Origin of the sequence: Acidaminobacter sp., assembly GCF_030247605.1 — a bacterium.
GTDB lineage: Bacteria > Bacillota > Clostridia > Peptostreptococcales > Acidaminobacteraceae > Acidaminobacter.
Genome location: NZ_JAOTSB010000041.1, coordinates 1 through 23,078, shown reverse-complemented (window position 1 = coordinate 23,078; position 23,078 = coordinate 1). Strand labels below are relative to the sequence as shown.

At 51.1% G+C, this 23,078-nt stretch carries 22 protein-coding genes, 1 rRNA gene and 1 other annotated feature; of the genes, 2 read left to right on the top strand and 21 right to left on the bottom strand.

Annotated features, from left to right (window positions below; all coding sequences use genetic code 11):
* From OEL90_RS13915 to OEL90_RS13855, 13 genes are all read right to left on the bottom strand, one after another.
* The coding region (locus tag OEL90_RS13915) for an NYN domain-containing protein (protein ID WP_300689529.1) at positions 1 to 458 on the bottom strand (458 nt) is incomplete at its 3' end.
* 46 nt (positions 459 to 504) lie between these two features.
* Positions 505 to 1,248 (bottom strand): 23S rRNA (guanosine(2251)-2'-O)-methyltransferase RlmB, encoded by a 744-nt coding sequence (rlmB, locus tag OEL90_RS13910; protein ID WP_291400499.1) that lies wholly within the window; start codon positions 1,246 to 1,248, stop codon positions 505 to 507.
* 12 nt (positions 1,249 to 1,260) lie between these two features.
* On the bottom strand, positions 1,261 to 2,019 hold the full coding sequence (gene thyX / locus OEL90_RS13905; RefSeq protein ID WP_307731029.1) for an FAD-dependent thymidylate synthase: 759 nt from the start codon (positions 2,017 to 2,019) through the stop codon (positions 1,261 to 1,263).
* Positions 2,019 to 2,333, bottom strand: a complete 315-nt coding sequence (locus OEL90_RS13900; protein WP_291400501.1) for a hypothetical protein — start codon at positions 2,331 to 2,333, stop codon at positions 2,019 to 2,021. Before OEL90_RS13900 ends, thyX begins: the two co-directional genes overlap by 1 nt.
* Positions 2,330 to 2,920 carry a Mini-ribonuclease 3 gene (locus OEL90_RS13895; RefSeq protein WP_300689527.1) on the bottom strand — a complete coding sequence of 197 codons (591 nt, stop codon included), beginning with the start codon at positions 2,918 to 2,920 and terminating at the stop codon, positions 2,330 to 2,332. Before OEL90_RS13895 ends, OEL90_RS13900 begins: the two co-directional genes overlap by 4 nt.
* Entirely contained in the window at positions 2,917 to 4,314 is a 1,398-nt protein-coding gene (gene cysS / locus OEL90_RS13890; protein ID WP_291400505.1) for a cysteine--tRNA ligase, read from the bottom strand. The genes OEL90_RS13895 and cysS overlap by 4 nt, the downstream gene beginning before the upstream one ends.
* Before the next feature lie 15 nt (positions 4,315 to 4,329).
* Positions 4,330 to 5,805 carry a glutamate--tRNA ligase gene (gene gltX / locus OEL90_RS13885; protein ID WP_291400507.1) on the bottom strand — a complete coding sequence of 492 codons (1,476 nt, stop codon included), beginning with the start codon at positions 5,803 to 5,805 and terminating at the stop codon, positions 4,330 to 4,332.
* Positions 5,806 to 5,864: 59 nt separating this feature from the next.
* Entirely contained in the window at positions 5,865 to 6,164 is a 300-nt protein-coding gene (locus OEL90_RS13880) for a cysteine-rich small domain-containing protein (RefSeq protein ID WP_300689522.1), read from the bottom strand.
* A gap of 1 nt (position 6,165) precedes the next feature.
* On the bottom strand, positions 6,166 to 7,611 hold the full coding sequence (proS, locus tag OEL90_RS13875; protein WP_291400511.1) for a proline--tRNA ligase: 1,446 nt from the start codon (positions 7,609 to 7,611) through the stop codon (positions 6,166 to 6,168).
* Positions 7,612 to 7,661: 50 nt separating this feature from the next.
* Positions 7,662 to 7,883: a binding site (T-box leader), on the bottom strand.
* Between the two features lie 56 nt (positions 7,884 to 7,939).
* Positions 7,940 to 8,428: a 2-C-methyl-D-erythritol 2,4-cyclodiphosphate synthase gene (ispF, locus tag OEL90_RS13870; RefSeq protein ID WP_300689532.1), complete on the bottom strand. Its 489-nt coding sequence runs from the start codon at positions 8,426 to 8,428 to the stop codon at positions 7,940 to 7,942.
* A gap of 2 nt (positions 8,429 to 8,430) precedes the next feature.
* The gene (gene ispD / locus OEL90_RS13865) at positions 8,431 to 9,183 is read right to left on the bottom strand and encodes a 2-C-methyl-D-erythritol 4-phosphate cytidylyltransferase (RefSeq protein ID WP_291400513.1); all 753 of its coding nucleotides are present in this window, start codon (positions 9,181 to 9,183) and stop codon (positions 8,431 to 8,433) included.
* Positions 9,184 to 9,195: 12 nt separating this feature from the next.
* On the bottom strand, positions 9,196 to 10,290 hold the full coding sequence (locus OEL90_RS13860) for a PIN/TRAM domain-containing protein (RefSeq protein WP_291400515.1): 1,095 nt from the start codon (positions 10,288 to 10,290) through the stop codon (positions 9,196 to 9,198).
* A gap of 238 nt (positions 10,291 to 10,528) precedes the next feature.
* Positions 10,529 to 11,005, bottom strand: coding sequence for a CarD family transcriptional regulator (locus OEL90_RS13855; RefSeq protein WP_291400517.1), 477 nt, complete (start codon positions 11,003 to 11,005; stop codon positions 10,529 to 10,531).
* Between the two features lie 284 nt (positions 11,006 to 11,289).
* Between OEL90_RS13855 and OEL90_RS13850 the strand changes: the two genes are divergently transcribed.
* Positions 11,290 to 11,685, top strand: coding sequence for a DUF1573 domain-containing protein (locus tag OEL90_RS13850; RefSeq protein ID WP_291400519.1), 396 nt, complete (start codon positions 11,290 to 11,292; stop codon positions 11,683 to 11,685).
* Between the two features lie 93 nt (positions 11,686 to 11,778).
* On the opposite strand, the gene radA is transcribed toward OEL90_RS13850, so the two are convergent.
* A complete protein-coding gene (gene radA / locus OEL90_RS13845; RefSeq protein WP_300689514.1) occupies positions 11,779 to 13,149 on the bottom strand; it encodes a DNA repair protein RadA in 1,371 nt (456 codons plus the stop codon).
* A gap of 141 nt (positions 13,150 to 13,290) precedes the next feature.
* Positions 13,291 to 15,372, bottom strand: a complete 2,082-nt coding sequence (gene fusA / locus OEL90_RS13840; protein ID WP_291400523.1) for an elongation factor G — start codon at positions 15,370 to 15,372, stop codon at positions 13,291 to 13,293.
* 215 nt (positions 15,373 to 15,587) lie between these two features.
* On the opposite strand from fusA, the gene OEL90_RS13835 reads away from it, so the two are divergent.
* Positions 15,588 to 16,652 (top strand): 4Fe-4S dicluster domain-containing protein, encoded by a 1,065-nt coding sequence (locus OEL90_RS13835; protein ID WP_300689510.1) that lies wholly within the window; start codon positions 15,588 to 15,590, stop codon positions 16,650 to 16,652.
* A 186-nt stretch (positions 16,653 to 16,838) separates the two neighbouring features.
* On the opposite strand, the gene OEL90_RS13830 is transcribed toward OEL90_RS13835, so the two are convergent.
* The 6 genes from OEL90_RS13830 to rrf form a co-directional block, all read right to left on the bottom strand.
* Positions 16,839 to 17,618, bottom strand: coding sequence for a hypothetical protein (locus OEL90_RS13830; protein ID WP_300689507.1), 780 nt, complete (start codon positions 17,616 to 17,618; stop codon positions 16,839 to 16,841).
* Entirely contained in the window at positions 17,615 to 18,469 is an 855-nt protein-coding gene (locus tag OEL90_RS13825; protein ID WP_291400530.1) for a 4Fe-4S binding protein, read from the bottom strand. Before OEL90_RS13825 ends, OEL90_RS13830 begins: the two co-directional genes overlap by 4 nt.
* Before the next feature lie 199 nt (positions 18,470 to 18,668).
* Positions 18,669 to 19,508: a hypothetical protein gene (locus OEL90_RS13820; protein WP_291400531.1), complete on the bottom strand. Its 840-nt coding sequence runs from the start codon at positions 19,506 to 19,508 to the stop codon at positions 18,669 to 18,671.
* 249 nt (positions 19,509 to 19,757) lie between these two features.
* A complete protein-coding gene (gene nrdJ / locus OEL90_RS13815) occupies positions 19,758 to 22,121 on the bottom strand; it encodes a ribonucleoside-triphosphate reductase, adenosylcobalamin-dependent (protein ID WP_291400533.1) in 2,364 nt (787 codons plus the stop codon).
* Between the two features lie 117 nt (positions 22,122 to 22,238).
* Complete coding sequence (locus OEL90_RS13810) at positions 22,239 to 22,754, bottom strand: thioredoxin family protein (protein ID WP_291400536.1); 516 nt, start codon at positions 22,752 to 22,754, stop codon at positions 22,239 to 22,241.
* Between the two features lie 217 nt (positions 22,755 to 22,971).
* Positions 22,972 to 23,078: ribosomal RNA gene (gene rrf / locus OEL90_RS13805) — 5S ribosomal RNA — on the bottom strand; the annotation flags it as partial.

Genomic DNA, 23,078 nt, shown 5'->3' with positions numbered 1-23,078 from the left:
CCGGAAAGCTGCGCCTCTATAGAATCCCCCGTTTTAACCTGCTTGGGCAGGCGTTCCTGAATTGCCTGCCGTACCCGTTCCAGTTCAAAGCGGAACTCGCGCGGCGTCATTCTGACCGCGCCGCTCCCCATGACCAGCTGCTGTTCCGCCCAGTCCGAAGTGACTACGCGAACGAGATGCTTTGGATCTTGAACTAAACGTTCCACTTCCGATTCAATATAGCTGTCTGCCGTTTGATGCTCCTTAGTATAGATCACGACTACCCCTTTGAACATCTCGCGCTTGATCTTTTTGCCCTTGGCGGTGTACGCATCGAAGACAACCACCACCGCATCCCCAGTGAACGCCTGGTAATCGACAAGATCATCCAGAAGCGCGTAACGGGCAGATTCAAGGGACTCCCTGGACAGCGATTTGTAGCGTTCTATAGCGTGAATGACGTTGTAGCCATCCAGCATCAAGAATTTATGTCTCCCTATCAGCCTTTTGTTTTGTTTTGGGGACTTAGGTTTGTTTTCCATAGCGCTGTCTGAACACTTCATACATCAGAATGGAAGCTGCCACAGAGGCATTCAGCGAAGAGACTTTTCCCTTCATGGGAATTTGCACGAGAAAATCGCAGTGAGACTTGACCAGGCGGCTGATGCCCTGACCTTCACTGCCTATGACAAGGGCGATGCTTCCTGTCAGATCTGCCTCGAAATGGGCGACATTGCCCTCCATTTCAGCAGCCGCGATCCACAGCCCTCTCTTTTTAAGCATCTCAATGCTCTGGCTTAGATTCGTCACTCTGCAGACCGGCACATATTCAAGAGCCCCTGCGCTGGTCTTGGCGACGACTGCCGTCAAGCCAACAGAGCGCCGTTTTGGAATTACAACGCAATGAGCGCCTACCGCGTCCGCGGTCCGAATAATGGACCCGAGATTGTGAGGGTCTGTAATCTCATCGCACAAAATGACAAACGGCTTCTCACCCCGTGCTTCAACCTGGTCGAGGACCGTTTCAAGATCCGAATAATCATAGGCTGCGACATAAGCGATCACACCCTGATGACTGTCCGAGGTCGAGATCTGATCCAGTTTGGCCCGCGCGACTTTCTGAATAACAATATTCTTTTCACTCGCCATGGCGAGAATTTTTTTGACAGAGCCTTCTGCCGCGCCTTCCGCGACGAGAATCTTGTCAATTTCTCTGCCTGCCTTTAATGCTTCTATGACCGGATTGCGGCCCTCAATAATATCGCTCATAGCGCCTCCAACTTACAAATGTTTAAATTTTTCGCGAATTTCCACAATTTTCCCGCAGGTCATGACGCCCTCCGAACAAGGCCCGCTGACACAAGCCGGTCCGGCGCCCGCAAAGACATTTGGCGCCACTTGTTTCACCAGACGGAGCATTTCTGTCGCCAATGCCCTGATTTCCCACTGAGCGCGCTCACAGCAGCGATGCCTGAAGAAATTCATCAGACTTCTCGCGTTCATAGTCACGACGATTTTTGTCTCACAGGCATTGGGAAAAACGAACCGCGCATCCTCAATGGCTGCTTTTTCAGCGTTTAATGCCGCCTTCTTGGGAGAAACCCCTTCAGCGAGCATCCTGGCCTCTATTTTGGGCTTCAAGATCTCCACCAGCTCATCATAAGCCTTTTGAGCCGCTGTCATGGACGCCTGGAACAACATGGCGGCCGCTTCATCCCGGGCAATTTCCGGAGGTGTGATGTACTCAAAATGATCGAGCCGGACGTAGCGCTGGGACTGCTGCGAGTAAGACGCGATCCTGTGCCTTACCAGCTGATGGGTCAGCACCCGGCTGACGCCTTCAACAGCAAAGGTAAAGGACATGTGTTCAATTGGGGATTCGTGACCGAGTTCCCCAAGAATCGTCAAAAACTTCGAGATTGATTCCGGATCAAGGGTATCCGCCAAATCAGACGCGCCGGTTCTCGAGTAACACAGTTTGGCCGCTGCCGCAACAACCCTTTCAGGTTCCGGCGTATGCGCCAAAAGTTCAACATGCATTATGGATTTCCTCCCGTCTGGATGGTTTTAATGGCGATATAGTCGCCATAAGGCATAACCCCGAACAGATATTTCCTGAATTTTCCTTTGTACGCCGGCTGACCTTCAGAAACGATCTCCTCAAACTTGACCATTCTGACAATTTTAAACGGAGGCACCTCGAGGGAGTCTACAGTTTCCTGCCTAAAGGCTTCCACCTCAGGCGCCTGCATATCAACAGAATCAAAAAAAGCAGACTTGACGACGAGCAGCGCCAGTGAAAACGCCAAAAGTAGAATCAACGCTTTTTCATAACGTGTCAGAGTTTTTTTCATACCTGCCGCTCCTCATCAGCTGCTTCAGCACCGTGCGTCACCTTAGCAGGCTGGACCGAGCACTGGTCGATGATTTCCATGGCTTTAGCAATGACCTCTTCCAGCCGCTTTGAATCCTCTCTGAGGCTCAGATAGCCAATCAGCGTTTCAAAGCCGGTCGCCAGACGGTAATCTGAGGTCTGAGTATTTTTCGGCGCGCTGTGGCCCTTCTGGTTGCGCCCCTTTCGAATCATGTCGCGTTCCTCTTCCGTCAAAAAGTTCTCCAGATTCTTGACAACATACGCCTGCGCCGTTGCTCGCACATAACGCGTAGACTGACGGTGCAGCAGATGAAGTCCGCCTCTGGTTTTATGAATCACGGCCATGCGGACGTAATGTTCATAGACCGCGTCCCCTATAAACGCAAGCACCAGGGGATTGGCCATCTTCAGGTCTCTAATCTCTTTTTCGGTAATGCCCATCAACCCCAAAAACCGTTTCATGCTGCCGATGGTTTCCATTACTTCTGCCCCGTTTCCCACTTCACACAGATTTTCGACAGTCTGCCGGGCGGGATTCCCGGCAGACTCGCTTTTATTTCTCATCATTTGACTTTTGACCATTTTACACCCTGAGGCGTATCCTCGAGCACTATGCCCATAGCTTTAAGTTCGTCCCTGATCTCATCAGATCTGGCGAAATTCTTGTTCCTTCTGGCTTCCTGGCGCTCGGCAATCATGGACTCAACCTGTGCGTCAAGGCCGCCCTTTTCTCTGCCCAGGATCCCCAGAACGCCGGCGAGCTCCATCAGAAGTTTATAGGCATTCTCAGCAAAAGTACGGGTAGGTGCATCCTGAAGGTTGGTATTGATATCTCGGACGAGTTCGAAGATCGCCGAAATGCCGTCTGCGGTATTGAGGTCGTCATCCATGGCCTCAATAAAGCGTTCCTTGTGGCGTCTCAGTCCAGAGAGGATTTCAATCTCCGTGACTGTCAGCGGTGCCTCCCCGCCGGTTTCCATGGCATAAAGCAGATTCTCCTTGGCGTTGTAAAGGCGCTCAAGGGCGTTGGAAGCCTGCATGATGAGCTCTTCGCTGAAATTGATAGGGTTTCTGTACTGCGCCGAGAGGATGAAAAATCTCAGCACTTCCGCTTCATATTGCGCGAGGATATCCCGAACCGTAAAGAAATTTCCTTTGGACTTGGACATTTTTTCATTATTGATATTGATATAGCCATTATGCATCCAGTAATGCGCGAAAGGCTTATCTGAGTAGGCTTCACTTTGAGCGATCTCATTCTCATGATGAGGGAAAATCAGATCTTGTCCGCCAGCGTGAATATCAATGGTTTCACCTAAAAATTTCGTACTCATGACAGAGCATTCAATGTGCCAGCCCGGGCGGCCCTCGCCCCACGGACTTGGCCAACTTGGTTCACCCGGCTTTTTAGCTTTCCAGAGAACAAAGTCGGAAGGATGTTTTTTTTGTTCATTGACTTCAATCCGCGCACCTGCCTCAAGATCGTCAAGGCTCTGTCCTGAAAGCTTGCCATATGTCTCAAATGTAGACGTGTCATAGTACACATCCCCGCCTGAAACGTAGGCGTTGCCTTTTTCAATCAGCTTTTCGACATAGGCGATTATGTCCGGAATGGTATCCGTCACCTTAGGATGATGTGTTGCCCTGCGAATGCCCAGAGCGTCAGCGTCCTTGAAGTATTCTTCAATGTATTTTTCGCTGATTTCAAGGCTGTCCTGCCCCTCTTCCTGGGCACGTTTTATGATTTTGTCATCGACATCCGTGAAGTTCTGGACATAATTGACCTCATAGCCCCTGTATTCCATATAGCGTCTGAACGTATCGAAAATCAGGAAAGGTCTCGCATTGCCAATATGAAAAAAGTTATAGACAGTCGGTCCGCAGACATACATGCGGATTTTGCCTTCTTCAATGGGGACAAACTCTTGCTTTTTTCGGGTAAGGCTGTTGTACAGCTTCATCTGATCTTCACCCCTTTACGAAAGTCTTGCAATAGCGTCTTCAATCCTTGAAATCAGGCGTTTTTTCCCAAGGATCGTCATCAGATCCACCATTTCAGGTCCATGAAGCTGTCCGGAAATCGCGGCGCGGATTGGCATGAAGAGCGCCTTCCCTTTAATGCCGGTCGCCGCCTGGACATCCTTGAACACTTGTTTGGCAAACACAGGATCCACTGCATCAACGGCTTCAACCAGGCCTTTAAAGACACCCAGCATCTCCACCACATGTGGCTGCTTCAGCATTTCAAGTGTTTCCTCGTCTTCCGGTTCGACAGTTTTAGCTTTGAACAGCGGCACCAGATCGGTGCACTGCGCCAGGTAATTCATGGAATCCTTCGAAATGCGTACGATGTCAGCCGCAAAAGCCCGACCGTGCTCACAGCCCGGATCGATATAGCCCTTTTCTATAAAGTATGGCATACAGTAATCTACCAGTGTCTCCAGCGGCATTTCCTTAATATAAAGGCTATTCATCCAGTTCAATTTTTGGACATCAAAGACAGCACCGGATTTGGACACGCGCTCTAAAGAAAACTTCTCGACCATTTCAGCCATGGACATCTTTTCTTCGTTGCCCTCTGGACTCCAGCCCAGGAGAGCGATGTAGTTGACCAGTGCTTCAGGGAGATAACCCTTGCGCTGGAAGTCCTCAACGGCGACGTCTCCCTGGCGTTTGCTCAGTTTTTTCTTGTCTGGATTGAGGATATTTGGAAGGTGAACGTGTTCCGGCGCTTTCCATCCGAATGCGTCATACAGGAAGATGTGCTTAGGCGTGGACGGCAGCCATTCCTCACCGCGTATGATATGCGTGATCCCCATATTGTGATCATCAATGACGACGGCCATGTGGTAGGTCGGAAAACCATCTGCTTTCATAAGCACTTGATCGTCCATGTCATTCGTATTAACGGTCACGCGGCCGCGTACAATGTCTTCAAAGGTGATATCAAGATCAGCCGGCAGCTTGAGGCGGATGACGTGCGACTCGCCATTTTCAATTCTGCGGCGGGCTTCCTCTAAAGGAATGGAACGGCAAAGGCCGTCATAGCGCGTGATCTTGCCCTCGATTTTTTGAGTTTCTCTGAGGTCATCCAGCCTCTCCTTGCTGCAGAAGCAAGGGTAAGCATGGCCGGTTTCGAGCAGCGTCTCTGCATATTGTCTGTAGATGTGGAGACGCTCAGACTGGACGTACGGACCGAATTCGCCCTTCTGCACAACTGTGCCTGCCTCGAGGAACGGGCCTTCATCATGATGAAGCCCAGCCCAGTCCATAGCGGTCAGCATCCCTTCGACAGCGCCCTCAACCAGGCGAGTCTGGTCGGTATCCTCAATTCTGAGAATATATTTGCCGCCGCTCTTTTTTGCGAACATAAAATTATACAGCGCAGTTCTAAGACTGCCAATATGGACATAGCCTGTCGGACTCGGCGCAAAGCGCACTCTTACCGTCATGGTCATCCCTCCTGATTTTATCTGATTTCGATTCCTTAATCATATCATAATTAGAGGTCTTACGGCAGCATTTTCGCGCCTTCCATGACCAGGCCCATCTTTTCCATAATCCTGTCATAGCTGTCCGGACCGTGAGGGACTGAACAGTTGGTGCAATCCTTGACGCCGTTCTTGAGATATCTGAAATTGCCGCCGCACTGATCCTTCAAAAGATAAAGCGGGCAGAAGCAAAACAGACAATTATAAGTGTCTTCAGGCACACCTTTATGACAGGGAAAGAATTCACAGCTGCGATGGGTCACAAGGCGGTAGTTTTGAGTTTCCAGGCCACCCCTGAGACCTTTTGCGTCCCCGTCCATCTTAATACGCCTTTGCTACGTAGACCATGTGCTTAGCAGGTTTACCACAGAAGTGGCAGACGGATCCGAGGTCTTCCTGTTCAAACGGCATGCAGCGAATGGTCGCCGCTGTATCCGCCTTGATTTTGTCCTCGCATTCACGCTCACCGCACCACATGCCCTTCGCGAAGCCGGCTGTCGTCGCCATGCGGTTCTTGAATTCTTCATAGTCATCTACGACAAAGGTCATGCTGTCGCGATGCTTTTTCGCTTTCTCAAACATGGCATTATGGATGGTGTCCAGCATACCGGCGACGTTGTCAGCAAAACCGTCCAGAGACATTGGCGCTTTTTCGAGGGTGTCGCGTCTGGCTGCCATAGCCTGGTTGTTTTGGATGTCTCTCGGGCCAATCTCAATACGGAGAGGCACGCCTTTCATTTCGTATTCATTAAACTTCCAGCCCGGTGTATAGTTGGTGTCGTCATTCAGTTCAACGCGAATGCCGCGCTCAACCAGCGCCGCTTTGAGCTCATAGGCCTTGTCGAGGACGCCTGGCTTGTTTTGGGCAATAGGAATGATCACAACTTGAGTTGGCGCGACGCGCGGCGGCATGACCAGACCGCGGTTGTCTCCGTGAACCATGATCAAGCCTCCGATCAGGCGCGTTGAGACGCCCCAGGAGGTGTGGAACGGAAACTCCAGCTCCCCGCCTCTTCCCAGGTACTGAATTTCAAAAGCCTTGGTAAAGTGCTGACCCAGGTTGTGGGAGGTTCCGGATTGAAGGGCTTTGCCATCATGCATCAATGCTTCAATGGTATAAGTGGCATAAGCGCCGGCAAATTTCTCCTTTTCGCTTTTTCGGCCTGAAACCATTGGAATCGCGAGGAGCTCTTCCGCCATTTGGCGATAAATGTTCAGCATTTGAATCGTCTCGTCCTGTGCCTCTTCGTAGGTCTCATGAAGGGTATGACCTTCCTGCCAGAGGAACTCTGAGGTTCTCAGGAACGGCCGCGTCGACTTTTCCCAGCGGACAACGGAGCACCATTGGTTGTAGAGGTAAGGCAGTTCTCTGTAAGACTGAAGCCACTTGGAGTACATAGAGCAGATAATGGTCTCGGAGGTCGGGCGCACACAAAGGCGCTCAGCGAGCTCTTCCTTGCCGCCGTGGGTCACCCAGGCAACCTCAGGCGCAAAGCCCTCGACATGCTCTTTTTCACGGTTCAGGAGGCTCTCGGGGATCAGCAGCGGAAAATACATATTCTTGTGGCCGGTTTCCTTAAACCGCTTGTCCAGGAAAGCCTGGATGTTCTCCCAGATCTCGTAGCCATAAGGGCGAATGACCATAAATCCTTTGACAGGAGAATAATCCACCAGTTCTGTCTTCAGAATAACATCTGTATACCACTGAGCGAAGTCGTCCTCCATGCGCGTAATTTCTTTTACAAATTCCATTTCTTTCTTTGCCATGATGAGCCTCCTATGAATCTTTGTCAAAAAATTAAAAAACCGCCTCTTAAGCTAGAGGCGGAATCCGCGGTACCACTCTAATTAACACAGCCGGCATTGCGGGCTCGCAGGCCCCGGCGTGTTCACTTGTCCCGGCTGTAACGCGCCGGCCGCGTGCTTTTCAAGAGCATGGCTCCAAGACAGGTTCAAAGCGCCGGCCGGAGTCTTTTCACCAATCAGACTCTCTCTGTGCAGCATAGCAAACTTTTACTGGTTCTCTTCAACGCCTTATCATTATATTCCTGACATACACTATATAATAGAAAAATTGAAGCTGTCAACGGAAATTTTAGAGGGCTCTTTCCCTCGATTTTTCCAAAAGACAGACTGCCGTCACCGAGATGCCTTCCTCCCGGCCTTCAAAGCCGAGCCGCTCCGTTGTAGTCGCCTTGAGATTCAAATCCTCATCTTTCAGTCCAAGGATAGGCCCGAGCGCCGATTTCATGAGCGCCATGAATGGGAGCAGTTTTGGCCGCTGCGCCGCAATAACCGCGTCGACGTTGCCCACGTTGTATCCCTTCTCACGAATCAGCGCCATGACGTGCTCAAGCAGTTTCAGGCTTGAGATCCCGCGATAGGCTGGGTCTGTATCCGGGAAATGCCTGCCAATGTCACCCAGCCCCGCCGCGCCAAGTAGCGCATCCATGATGGCGTGTGTCAGCACGTCGGCATCCGAGTGGCCGAGAAGACCAACTTCGTGGGGAATTTCCACGCCGCCCAGAATCAGTTTCCTGCCCGGTACCAGCTGGTGGACGTCGTAACCAATGCCTGTTTTGATCTTCAAACCGTTCCCCCCTGCTCCTTTGAAGTGCTTTTGCCGATGGCAGGGGCAATCGCCGCCAATATCGCTTCCGCCATGACCATGTCTTCCGGCGTGGTGATCTTCAGATTGAAATAACTGCCTTTCACAAGGTATACCCGATGCCCCAGACGCTCGATCAGCGCACTGTCATCCGTTGCGTCCCACCCGTTTTCCTCCGCGAGTCGATGCGCCTGTTCCAGCCAATCCCGCCTGAAGACCTGGGGCGTCTGGACGAGAAATAATCGGCTGCGGTCCGGAGTGGATTCTACCACGCCGTCTGCCGCTGCGACCTTGATGGTGTCCTTGGCCGCCACTGCCGCCACCGCCGCGCCGGTTTGCGCCGCTTTATCGACGCAGTCGCGAATGGTGTCCAGACTGACAAACGGCCGCGCACCGTCATGGATCAAAACGAGTGACGCTTCTTCGGAGAGTTTCTCAAGACCCCTCCGAATCGAAGCCATTCGATTCTCTCCGCCTTCAACGCATTGAATGGGTACGTCTTCCTCATTGCACAGCTGACGGACGAGGTCTTCATAGAGCGCCAATTCTCCCGCCGGGACGACGACAACGCACTCCGAGATCATGCCGGAGGCGCACAGCCGCTCTACTGCGTGCGCAAGAATCGTCTTCCCGCCGAGGCGCATCCTTTGCTTACTGATCCCGGCGCCCATTCGAGTACCCATTCCGGCCGCCGCCACTATTGCTGCTGTTTTCTGATCCACTCTTATCATTTCATTCACCCCTTAGAGAGGCTTGACAAAAATCATACGACCGGCCGCGGTTTGCAGCACGCTGGTCACAAGTACCTCGAGGGTCTCATTGATGTGGCGCTTTCCGCCTTCGACAACGATCATGGTACCGTCGTCGAGATAGGCGATGCCCTGATTGGACTCCTTTCCCTCTTTGATGACGTGGACGACCATTTCCTCACCCGGCAGAACCACTGGTTTGATGGCGTTCGCCAACTCATTGATGTTCAAAACCCGAACATCCTGCAGCTCAGCGACCTTATTCAGATTATAGTCATTTGTAACGACAAAGCCGTTGATCAGCTTGGCAAGTTTGAGCAGCTTGATGTCGACTTCACTGACATCCTCAAAATTGGTTGAGACGATCTTGACTTCGATATTGATTTCTTTTTGGATGACCTTCAAAATATCCAGGCCTCTTCTGCCGCGGTTTCGCTTCAGGCTGTCCGATGAATCTGCAATGTGGCGCAGTTCCTCTAGAACGAATTCCGGAATGATAATAGGGCCTTCGACAAACCCGGTCTTGCAAATGTCTGCGATTCGCCCGTCAATTATGACACTGGTGTCCAGTATTTTAGGCTTCGCCCCCCCTTGGTCTTTAGACCCGGACGACTTGGATCCGGTGCGGCGAAACATGTCTGGCAGCCTCGAAAGATCCGCCATATTTTTTGTCGCGAGTCTGGCGCCCAGGTATCCCAGGAAAATATACGCCAAAATGGACAAGAACCCGCTTACAAAAGGAATGGGAATATTGTTGATTGCCCCGTTGATCAGATAGGCGATCATGAGTCCCAGAATGAGTCCTACCGAACCAAAGAGCATCTGGTTCGCCGGAATTTTTTCCAGTTCTTTTTCTGTGTGCTTGGCAACGCCCATAAATCTGCGGATCAGGTAAGGCGATAGCATATAAAGGATAAAACCGATTATAAGTGCGACAACCGTTGAAAATATGACCTTAAATGCCATATCAGACGGATTGTAATTAAAAGCGGTCCGCAGCCATTCAAAATTGAGCATTAATACGCCTAGCGCGTAGCCACCGGAGACGCCGAGCAGCGTCAGGGCAGCGCGAATAATTTTCTTAAGCATTTCCAACCTCCTCTCTGCATTTTTTATAATAATGGAACAAAAACGAATATACTTTATTTATACTAACATATCCATTCTAAGTCCCACTATTTGTTTTTCAGATTGTAACGAAAGTTTAACATATTTTAACAAACTTTGCTGTGCCTAAATAAGAAGACAAGTTAAAGTGTGTCCCAAACATTATCTCAGACGTGGAAAAGCGCCCCCTAAATGGCGACGCCTAAGCAGCTCTATGTGATTAATGCACCGAGGTCTCTATCATTTTCTCGATAGCCTTTTCATCCTGCTCCATGACCAGCACAATTTCGCTGATAAGTATCTGTTTGGTGTTGTTCAGCATCTTTCTTTCACCGGTGGACAATCCCTTTTCACGCTCCATGTGAATCAGATCTCTGACGACCATGGCAACTTCAAATATGTCACCGGACTTCACTTTCTCCATGTTGTTCCTGTAGCGCCTGTTCCAGTTCTGCTGCAGTTCAACGCCCTCTTCTCTCAAAACGCTGAAAACCTCGTCAATAGCGTCATCCTGAATAATTTCCCGGAGGCCGATGGTTTCGACATTGTCGACCGGCAGCATGACCTTCATGTTTTTGAGCGGCAATCTCAGTATAAAATACTTTCGCTTTTCACCCAAGATCTCTTTTTCCTCTACGCCCTCAATAATGCCGGCGCCATGCATTGGATAAACGACCTTATCGCCAATTCTGAACATTTTTCCACCTCCCGGATCTGTGACCCTAAGGCTATTATACAACATAATACGAGTCGCGGTCAATCGAATTTAATATTCTATCATAGCAACAAAGCAAATGTCAATTACAGGATTTTAATATTTACATAGAATCTCACCTTTGCAGCGGCGGCGCGTGTGGAAAGGTGACCATCGGCAGCATAAGGTCCGGGAATCTGTTTGCCATTTTAGTTTTACTATGGCGGCGACCTGTGCTAGAATTGAATCAAACAAACCAACAGGTGCAGAATATTGAGGTGATCCGCATGAGCGACATTATTTATGATCAGTTTCAGAATACCGTTCAGGAGGTTCTGATCCGTCACAACAGCTTGCTTGACATCATCACGAAGCTTGATGAGTCAAACGCGCGCATCAACCGCGCTGCCGTAAAAACCATCACATCCTGCGGCTGTCTGAAGCTTCACGCCGAGAAACAAGATCTCCCTGAGGATGCCGATTATCTGGATATCAAGAATTATGCCGGCACTGAGCTCTCCGGCGAAATTTGCCCAGTCTGCCGCGACAAAATTGACCGGGAGATCGGCTCACACCTCTTCTACCTGGCTGCGCTTTGCAACCATTTGAACATCAGCCTCTATGATGCTTTTCTCAACGAATATAACCGCATCAAGACACTCGGGCCTTACAGCCTGTATTAAACGAAACGTCAAAAGAAGGTGCCCCAGCCCCCGGTCGTCCCCGACCGGCAGCTGCGGCACCTTCTTTTTTCCTTTGGAAGTGTTGACCAACCATCACCTCAGCGTCGCGTCCAGCGCTTCCTCAACCGTCCTGACGCCCACGATCTGAACGCCCGGCGCCGGTTTTTCAAGGCCATCGAGATTTCCGGCGGGAATGACAAAGGTCTTGAATCCGAGCTTCTGACCCTCAGAAATCCTGCTTTGCACATGGGCGACATTGCGAACCTCACCGGTGAGGCCAACCTCGCCAAAAAACATCATCTCCGGGTTGATCACTATATTCTTAAAGCTCGACGCCAGCGCAATGATGATGCCCAGGTCCGCGGCGGGTTCGTCTATGCGGATGCCGCCTACCACGTTGATATAGCTGTCCTGGTCCTGGAGCTGCATGCCAATTTTTTTCTCGAGTACGGCGATCAGCATGATCACCTTGTTGTAATCGACGCCTATAGCCGTTCTGCGTGGCGCAGAGAAGCCGGAATGGCAGACGAGGGCCTGGATTTCCACAAGCATGGGCCGGGTCCCTTCCATAGTGCCAACGACCACGGAGCCGGAGGCTTCATCCCGTTTTTCCGAAATAAACAGCTTTGACGGATTGGAGACGCCAATCAGTCCCTGATTCGTCATTTCGAAGACGCCTATTTCGTTCGTCGAGCCAAAGCGGTTCTTGACGGAGCGCAGCAGTCTGTAAGTATTGAAGCGCTCGCCCTCGAAGTAGAGGACCGTGTCCACCATGTGCTCCAGAACCTTTGGCCCCGCAATGGCGCCGGACTTGGTGACGTGGCCCACAATAAAGGTGGAGAGCCCCTCGCGCTTCGCTGTCTTCATCAGGGACGCGGTGCACTCCCTGACCTGGGAGACGCTGCCGGGCGCCGACTGTATGTCCGAACGGAACATGGTCTGAATGGAGTCCACGATCAGCACATCCGGCTTCAGGGCGTCCACGGTGTTCATAATGGCTTCAAGATCGTTTTCAGAGATAATATAGAGGGATTCCGAAGCAACGCCCGTCCGGTCTGCCCTGAGTTTGGTCTGCTTGACGCTCTCTTCTCCGGAGACGTAGAGGACCTTTTTCTTTGTAAAAGCAATCTTGTCTGCCATTTGAATCAGCATGGTCGACTTGCCAATGCCGGGATCGCCGCCCACAAGGACGAGGGAGCCCCGGACGACGCCGCCGCCCAGCACGTTGTCCAGTTCAAGGATGCCGGTAGTATAACGGTCTTCCCGATCCACGGACACGTCGATCAGCCTGACAGGTTTCGCGGAATCTGAGATGCGTCCCTGGGCAGTGGTTTTGGGAGACTCTGCGCGGACGTACTCTTCGACATAGCTGTTCCAGGCACCGCATTCCGTGCAGCGTCCGACCCACTTTGGAGACTGTGCGCCGCAATTTTGACAGACATGGATGGTTTTATTTTTAGACATAAGTTCCTCCTAAGGCGGGCTTGACTGAGACCCGCCTCTTATATTATAACCTGTCTGCAGTCGAAAAATAAAGCGGGATCCAGATTAAGGGACCCCGCTTTTGACTTTTGTCGACGGTCTTTGTGATTTGTGGTTTGCGTCTTAGTGATTATTCTTTTCGGCTTTGGATTCCTCGACGATCTTGATGGCCAGCTGCATTGGCACTTCCTCATAGCGGTTGAACTCCATGCTGAAGTAGCCGCGTGCCTGGGTCATGGATCTGAGGTCTGTGGCGTACTTGAACATTTCCGCCTCAGGCGCTTCCGCATAGACCTTTTGGTAGCCCATTTCGTCCGGCTCCATGCCGAGAATGCGTCCGCGGCGCTTGTTCATGTCACCCATGATGTCGCCCATGTATTCATCCGGCACAAAAATGGTTATGCGCATGATAGGCTCAAGAAGAATTGGCTGAGCGATCTCCATGCCTTTCTTGAATGCGATGTGTGCCGCCAGTTTGAAGGCCATCTCGTTGGAGTCCACCGGATGGTAGGAGCCGTCAACCAGTGTCGCTTTAATGTTGACAACCGGGAACCCAGCCAGGATGCCTTTTTCCATAGCCTCCCGGAGGCCCTTTTCAACAGCCGGTACGTAGTTCCTTGGCACTGATCCGCCGAAAATCTTCTCTTCAAAGATGAAAGGCTCTGTGGAATGCTCAAACTTGATGTGGACGTCGCCAAACTGACCTGCGCCGCCCGTTTGCTTCTTGTGTCGGCCTTGAACGGTGACATTGCCCTTTATGGTTTCTCTGTAAGGAATCTTCTGGTCGACCATATTGACGTCAACGCCAAAGGTATTTTTGAGCTTGTTGACGATAATGCCAAGCTGCATGTTGCCCTGGCCGCCAATCAGCAGCTGCTTCGTCTCATTGTTTCTGCTGACGAGGAAGGACGGATCCTCCTCAGACAAGCGCTGCAGGGAGGCGCTGATTTTCTCTTCGTCGCCTTGGGCCTTCGGCTCTACTGCCATAAACAGACATGGCTTAGGCAGATTGATGCCGCTATATTTGATAGGCTGATTCTTGTCGCAAAGGGTGTCGCCGGACTCCGTCAAAGTCAGCTTCGCGGTTGCCCCAATATCACCGGCATTGATGTGATCGACTTCCAGCTGGCTTTTGCCTCTCATCAGGAAGACAGGACCTATTTTCTCTGTCTCTTCCTTGTTGGCGTTGAGGAGTTCAAGGTCGCGCTTGAGCTTGCCGGAATAGACTTTGAATAGAGAAATCTTACCCACAAACGGGTCGACAATGGTTTTGAAGACGAATGCCGACACCGGCTCAGTATCATCCACCTTACGGGAGACTTCTTCTCCGGTCAAAGGATTGACGCCTACGGTAACGCCCCCATCCAGATCTTTTGGCGTTGGAAGGTAATCATAGATCATGTTGAGCAATGTATGAATACCGATTCTGTTTTCAGCAGAACCAATCAGAACCGGGACGATTTCGTTGTTGATGACGCCTTTTCTGAGGCCGGCGTGAATCTCTTCCGTAGTGAACTCGTCACCGCCGAAATATTTTTCCATGAGCTCTTCATCACTTTCAGCGACAGATTCAATGATCATGTCGCGGAACGGCTTGATGCGCGGCTCCATGTCAGCGGGTACGGAAATGTCAATACATTCCTTGCCGGTGTATTCTCTGCCAATCAGATCGACGACATTGACGAAGCCTTTAAACTGATTGTCTTCTCCCAGCGGAATACAGAACGGCGCGATTTTCTTTCCGAATTTATCCTTGAGATCCCGGATCAATTTGACGTAATCAATATTTTCTTTATCCATCTTATTGATGAAGATGATCTTTGGCATATTGCGCTTTTCGGTAAAAGTCCAGGCTTTTTCTGTGCCGACTTCAATGCCGGAGCCCGCATCCATGACGATGACCGCGCCGCCCGCAACTCTCAGCGCACTGAACTGGTCACCGACGAAATCAAAATAACCCGGTGTATCCAGGAAGTTATACTTCGATTCATTCCATTCCACAGGAATGACGCTGGTGCCAATTGAAAACTGACGAGAGATTTCTTCTTTGTCAAAATCTGAAACAGTATTGCCTTCCGTGACTTTTCCCATGCGTTTGGTAACGCCTAGTGAAAAAAGAATCGCTTCCGTCAAAGTCGTTTTGCCACAGCCGCCGTGGCCAAGCAACGCAACGTTGCGAATTCTGTCAACACTGTAATTCTTCATGTGATTCTCCCCGCTTTCTGATGTGTTGGATTTTGTGCGTAAGTGTTACATTCTACATTGCTTCTCGAATTCCTTTTTTTCATTTATTCATTTTTTTAATATTGAGATAATTGTAAAAAATCAGTATGCACTGTCTATACCCAAATTTGCGGTCTCTACCAACAAACTTTCACCAATGTTATAATGATAAAAATGTTAGATGATGGAGGAGAGCTATGAGACGCTTTGATGAACGCGATATCCCCTTTGCCCGCTTTAACTACGAACAGAATTCCAAGGTCTTTAACGACTATTATCTCAGACATCCAGAAAAACTCGAGCGGGACCAGCGGATCCGGTCCCTCCCGCAGCTTTGTTCCGAGGGAACTATGACCTGGAATCCGCTGATGAGCCCTGTGGCAGATGCGATTTTCAAATTTTTGGGCGACGTCAATCCCCTGTCAGAACAAGCCGTGCGCCGTGAAGCGCCACTGCCGGTCGATCCAGCACTTCTGACCAAAAAGATCAAGGCGCTGTCCAAGCATCTGGGCGTACAGGACGTCGGGATTACGCGTCTGAAAGACGAGCACCTCTATTCACACCGCGGTCGAAAGACCGGGCACTACGGCGAGCCGGTCGCTCTCGACCACACTTACGCCATAGCGTTTACTGTTGAAATGAACGAGGACATGATCGACCGGTCCCCTCAGCTCGAGGAGGTCATTGAAACCAGCACCGGCTATCTCAAAGCCGGAATTGCAGGCATGATCCTCTCTTACTGGCTGAGAGAGCTCGGTTACGAATCGCGCAACCACATGGACGGCAACTATCTGCTGGTCGCACCGCTGGTAGCTGTGGAGGCTGGGCTGGGCGAAATAGGCCGCATGGGACTTCTGACGACTCGAAAAAGCGGACCACGCGTCAGACTGGGCATTGTCACGACGAACGCCGAACTCACCTCGGATGCACCGGATACCTTTGGCCTTGAGGCATTCTGCGAAATTTGCGGAAAGTGCCAAATGACTTGTCCGGGCAAAGCCATCCCCCTTGAGAAGAATGCGGTCTACGAAGGGCAGGCTTACTGGAAGATCGACCACGACAATTGTTATGAGCGCTGGCGGAGCCTCGGGACAGACTGTGGCATCTGCCTGTCGACCTGTCCCTTCAGCCACGGCATTGAATTTCCGGATGGCGGCAGCTTCGAGGACCGTCCGGAGGCCATTCGAGAGGCTCTGGCCGTTTCTCAGGAAAAGTACGGCATGCGCCGCTATATCCGTGAGCCTCTTGAACTCATGAAGTGAGTGCTGAAATAAAAGGTGCTGTTGCAAAACCAGTAAATTTCGTTTTGCAGCAGCACCGTTCGTTTTATTAAGAAAAGGCGCGAACGCAGGTTGTCCAGTCTTGGGACAGCCTGCAGCCGCGCCTTTTTTCTTTACTTTAATTTATGAGGAAATCCCCCGCCCTGTCAGCTGAAAAGCGGCGAACCCTCACTCGGCATCCACCAGTGCTTGAAGCACCGTCTTGACCGCTTCAAAGTCAAGACCCTGCTCTGTGCAGAATGTCTTGATGACCGTGAGAGGATTTGGCATTTCAGCTCCAATCGCACTCCTGATCTCAGCCTCGCTGACGCCGGCGTCCAGAACCTCTCTAAAGGTCGTTTTCCCCTTAATCACCAGGTCCTCAGCCACAACACCGCCTTCGGCTTCTCCCGTCGACACGGCAGCCGCCGGGGCGCTCTCAGCGGTACTCTCGCCCGGCGCCTCCACGGATGTTTCCACCGCCGGGATCTCGACCGCAATTTCTTTCAGTGCCTCCGCTGCCTCTCCCGCAACTTTTCCTTCCTCGATCAGAAGATCCACTGCCGGCTGAGGGAGATACACTTCTTCGGTGAGTTCATAGGGCAGTCCGGTGTATAAAGCGACAAAATATCGAACAGAACCCGTTCCCACCTCAGTTCCCGCCTCAGCGAGGGCCACATACAGGGTTTCCAGTGATTTCAGCTGGAAGCCCTCAGCTTCCGCCGGATCGACGCCAAAAGCCTCTGCCAATACCTCTGACTTGATGTCAAACGCCGCTTCCACATCCCCGAAACTGTAAGACCCGCGGATATCTGCCGGATCCGCTTTGCCGGCGAATTCCCCGGTTGAAATCACAGCCGGCGTTTTCGTACTTTCTGTTTGCCAATATCCGAGGGCATCCGAGATCAAAACCGCCCCAAACATAATGCCCACCGCAACAACGCCAAGCATCCAGGCTCTCATCTTCATTTCGCGTCACCACCCATAACCTTGAGCTCTACCGTCGCAGGCACCGGACAATGATATTCCGATGTACACTCCAGGCAGGAAATACACTGATGATCTTTGACGACCTCCAGTCCTGACACTTTGATCCCCATTGGGCAAGCCCTGTCACACGCCCCGCAGTCAATACAGGTGGACGGTGCCCGACGAATCCTGAATATCCGAATCTTGTTGGACAGCCCAAGTACCGCCCCGTAAGGGCAGGCATACTTGCACCAAGGCCGCTCCGTAATCAGAGACAGGAGCGCCGTCGCCCCCAAAACCACGAGGGCCGCAGGCGCGAGCTCCTCCGACCAAAGGTTGAAGAGCGCGAAGTACGGATCCACATCCTGAAAAATGAGTTTTCCGGTGACCGCAGTCTGATAGATCACCCATGCCAGAACCACATAGCGGAAGTATCGCAGGACACGATCCGCTTTACTCGGTATGTAGGTGTCAAAACGTTTCCCGGTCAGCTTTCTTCCAAGCTTTGAAATCCACTCCTGAAACGTCCCGAGGGGACAAATCCAGCCGCAGAACACCGGACCGGCCAGAACCGCCAGTACGAACGCCGCTGCCATCAGCACAAAGGCTGACTCGTGAATCTTCTGGACGAAAGTACCCACCGTTAAAAACTGATAGATCGACACAACCCCGCCAAACGGGCAAATCGCGTGCAGCGACGCCTGAGGCCAGAAGGGGATCGACTGCCCGCTTTCTTCAAGCAGATGGTTAAGACTGGTGATCAGAACAAATATAAAGAAAAATCCTTGAATCCAGGGTCGGATTCTAGCTGCCTTTTTCCGGCCTGTCGTTTTCTTGGTGTCCGTAGCCATGCCAACGCCCCCTTACAAATTGTCAAAATCGGGCTCGCTGATATTAGTTATTTGAGCCATGTCCTAACTTTACGCCATAATTGTGAAGAAAAAATGAAAATCTGCCCGTCGTCTCCATAATTTTTACAAGAAAATGTGTAAGGCCCCGCTGCCATCGGCAAAAGCCTTAATAAGCGCTCTGCCGATGGTCCCCTGAGCTTCAAACCGCCAGAATCCCAGCCATGGTGACAACCTCCAGCCCCATACCCCTCCAGGCCTCTGCAATCTTGCGAAGTCCAATTGAGTCCGACGCCATGTGCCCTGCGATTATCACATTGCCGTAGCCCTGTTCCTCAACCGCTTTTTTGACGTCCTCAGGCATGTGCATGGCAATGATCGTCCCCACGCCGGCGTCGAAGTAGGCCTTGTAAACCTCCGCTCCGCCGTTCGTGCCGCCCGCCATCAAAACAGCGATTTTTCCGGCATAATCCTTTTCGGAACCTACTCGGATCACAGGGCCGGCAGGGGCATTGGCATAGGCCTCCATGCCTTTGAGAAAGTCCATCACATCCCCAAGAGTAGCCTTGGGCTCGCCGCCGAAGCGCTGATCCAGCAAGGCCTGGACTTCGTTCTCAGTAATCAGGTCCGCAGGCATGTGGACATTGAAGTAGGCGAGATTGAGGAGCTTCGCAGCACTGGCAGTGCGGTCGTAGTTGCTGACATGCATGCCAATATCCACGCTGAGCTGCTTTTTCCTGAGAGCCTTTTGCGCCCGGTTGATGGGCACGCCAAAGCCGACCATTTTATCAATCTGAATCTCCATGACCTTTGCGAATTCAATCATGGCACTGCCTGCATGGGGATGATGACTTACGACGCAGTCGAAGCCCAGATGCTTTGCCAGCAGCAGCTCCTGGGTTTCCATATCTATGCCGAACAGTACGCGGCGGACATCCGTACCGGGTGTGATGATCTGCGAATCGCAGGGCAGAGTCTCTATACCCGCGAGCTCCAGCGCCTTTTGAACCATAATTTGGGTGGTGATCAATGATGTCTGCATTTGAAATGCCTCCTTGTTGGTGTCTTTCTCCCTTAAGTGAACCACTTTTGCGCGAAAGTGACAAGTGCTTTCACGGAAGACGGTGCCAAGCAGAAAAGGATGTCTGAGCCTATGAACTATTGCCCCCCTCTTTCGCGCTGTCTTCCACTCTGTCTTCCACCCCGTCTTTCGCTCTGTCTTCTTTCCAATCCAAAAAAATCCCCCGGCAACCGCTTGCCAGGGGAAAAGGATTTATATAAAAGAGAGGTGTTAGCGAACCGGACACGCGCCGCTCTCGCAGCCATCCGTGCCAATATCAAAGACAGTTTCCTGCTTTTCATATTTGGCGATGAGCGATGGCCTGAAAGGCTGCATGGCTTGTACACGGCGGTCGAATTCATCTTCCTCGATCGCTTCATAAGGAAGCAGCTCGTAGAAGTTGTCCTCCAGGGACAGGAACGACAGCGCCATGACGTCGTCCCAATTGTTCCAGACCCATTCCTCTACCGCTTCCCACTCATGGTTGCGGACGTGAATCGTGATGGAACAGTTGTGGTCGACATAGTTTTCCATAAAGAGTTTATAGATCTCAAGTTGCTCAAGAGCCGAAACCTCATACTTGGTTTTGCCGATAGGCGCCTTGACCGGGAACTCGATGACTTTCGTCGAACACGTCTCCATATCCTGGCCAACCTCCGGGAACACCGGATAATTGAGCTCCTCGCAGACTTTAACTAATGGATCATCCGCACTGATCCGAACGCGGCGGATATAGTACGGCGAGTGAGAGAAGTGAACGCCGCTGGAGACTGTAGGCAGCTGGCTCAAAGTTCCTTCAGGCTTGATGGTCGTCACGAGGATTGGTACACGACCACCCAATTCGACCGCGTAAACCTCAACTTCCTTCTTTGCCACCGAGCGGAGCTTGCGAAGGAGATCCGCCTGCTGCTCAACCGTCATCTGGGTCGCGTTGACCATATCCTGCCACCCGGTGAGTGAACAGCCGACGAGCTTGTCTCTCTGCTGAACCGCGTCCCAGGTAGGGATCTCGAGTTCAACACATGTCATCCTGTAGCCTGCCTTCGCGGACAAACGCTGTGCTTTGAACAGGCCGTTGTAATCCAGTGTGCCGTCAGGCCGCACAAAGGCGAACACGTTGACCGTCGTGAGGTTGCAGAGGCCCTTGTTATCCAGAAGTATTTCCCCGCACGGGTTGACCCCGTTGAAGTTTGGTCGGCGCTTGGCGCCCGCTTCTGCGTTGACCCAGCCCGGCTCTCCGGAATAGCGCATGCGGTCGATCTGCCATCTGAGGCGCTCACGGCTCGGTTTTCTCGTATAGTAGATTGAGTTGTTGCTCATTTGCCGATGAATAATATCCTTATCCACAACCCACTGCCCATCAATCTGCTTGTACAGGTTGGATTTAGCATCGATACATTCTTCGTCGTCCTGATCGATCAACAGAATCTCTGCCGTTCTTCTGACACCGCCTACCACGACATTTTCGCCGATGATATTGGCAATATCCAGGCAATCCAGCGGCTTAAGCTTGACGCGCTTTCTTTCGTCCAGCGCCCCGTCACGAAGTCCAGCCTTCTTGATGGCTTTGTTGATCTTCTCGAACATATTCTTCAGGCTGATATGGCCGCTTGCCGTACCGCCGAAACTCTTGAGCTTCTCGCCTTTAGGCCGCACATGATCATAGTCGATGATGACCGTCTTAATGTTGCGGTACTCATTGCTGTATAAAATCTTGAAGAAATAGTCGATCGACTGAACCCAGCCTTCCTTGCTGTCACCCACTGTTATCTTTGCTGTGTGGTTATAGAAATACTCAAGGCTGGTGGAATCTTCGCGCTCTGACATTGAGATCGCGCTATAGTCTTTGTGGATCAGTTCAAAATCCGTACGGACCTTTGGAAGCTGGGCAATGTCCTCTTTTAGAATTCTAACACCTACGCCGGAGCCGATCATGAGAAGGTAGAAGACATCCCTGAAAGCCTCAAAGCTGTCGATAATCTGGAAGGAACAGTTGAAATTCGCCATAGGATAATTCTTGGCAACGCTTGTATTCCCAACCCAAAAGGTTCTGCCTGACAAAAACTGACGCAGGTAGAAGATGTTGTCAAAGAGTTCTTCCGCTTCTGCCCGGGTCGTTGGAACCAGGCTGCAGTTGTATTCAACAGAACGTCGAACTGTCTCCCACCAGTACTCCCGGCGCTTTTCCTCCGGCAGCCATCTGGAATAAGTCCGGTAGTAAACGAAACTCCCCAGCTGATTCATAGGACTGTCAAGGTGCTTGTAGCGGCTGATGAATTCGTCTGTCAGCAAGCGGCTGTCCGTCTTGCGGATCTCTCTGGTCTTGCTCTGCTCATTTCTGTAAATGATATACTGCTTGGCGACGTCCTTGCGAGGACTGTCCATTAAGTAAGTCTCAACCAAATCCTGTATCTCTTCTACTTCCATAGGGAGGCCGCTCCCTGCTGCAACCGCCTCAATGCGTTTTGAAATGTCCAGGCTCAACACAGAATCAATGCCGAGTTCAGTTTCCTTCATTGCCATCTCAATTGCCCTTTGGATCTTTTCCGGTTTGAACTCAACCACTGCTTTGTTCCGCTTCATTACTTTTGTCACGTCTGGTTCCTCCCTATGAGCTGCAGGTATTATATCATCTATATATTGTATATCTATTTGTTTTTTTCGTTTCAAGACACTAGATATTGTACCACTCTAGGATGGGGAACGCAATCTTCAGATGCGCAGCATCTCCATTATTTCTCTCGCCGTATCCAAAACATAGCCCCCTGCCCGATAGTCCCTCATCATCACAATGCGCTTAAGCTGATCCTCACATTGCTCCAAATCCCGGATAACTTTTGGCCTCTCCACAAATACCCCCATTGGTTTTCCCTGGTCATCCAGCGCCACAATGGTAGGAATTCTCGCCTTGGTGCCATCACCGAGGCCCATAATCACTTCTTCATTGCCATCCCTGGGCTGTACCCTGACTTCCAATATTTTTACCTGTTTCATGATGCCTGCAAGCGCAGCGGCATTAATGACGCAATCCGGACACCACATTTCGCCAAAAAACAGAACGCGCATTGGCATTTCAGGGGTTTCAATCCAAGTAAAATCTGTCTTCTCCAGTATATCAAGGATTGCTTTTCTCTGATCCGCGTCTGCGCTTTGAAGAAATTTATCGAAAGAAAGTCCATGTTCGAACAGGTTTTCCAATGAGGTTTCAAACTCATGAGAATGTGTCACAGCAAACCCTCCCACTATATATTGTATCTACTCGTCTATCATATCACTATATGCGGTGATCTACAATAGAAAAGGAAGAAGAAAGGAGGGAAACTCGGTGTCAGACACCCAGTTTCTTTTTTAGGAAACTGGGTGTCTGACACCGAGTTTCCTGACCCCGCCTTCATTTATGCAATAAAAAAAGACACTTGCTTGACGCAAATGTCCGTTTTTATTTACCCGGCGACGACTTACTCTCCCAGGGGGCTGCCCCCCAAGTACCATCAGCGATGAAAGGCTTAACTTCTGTGTTCGAGATGGGAACAGGTGTGGCCCTTTCTCTAT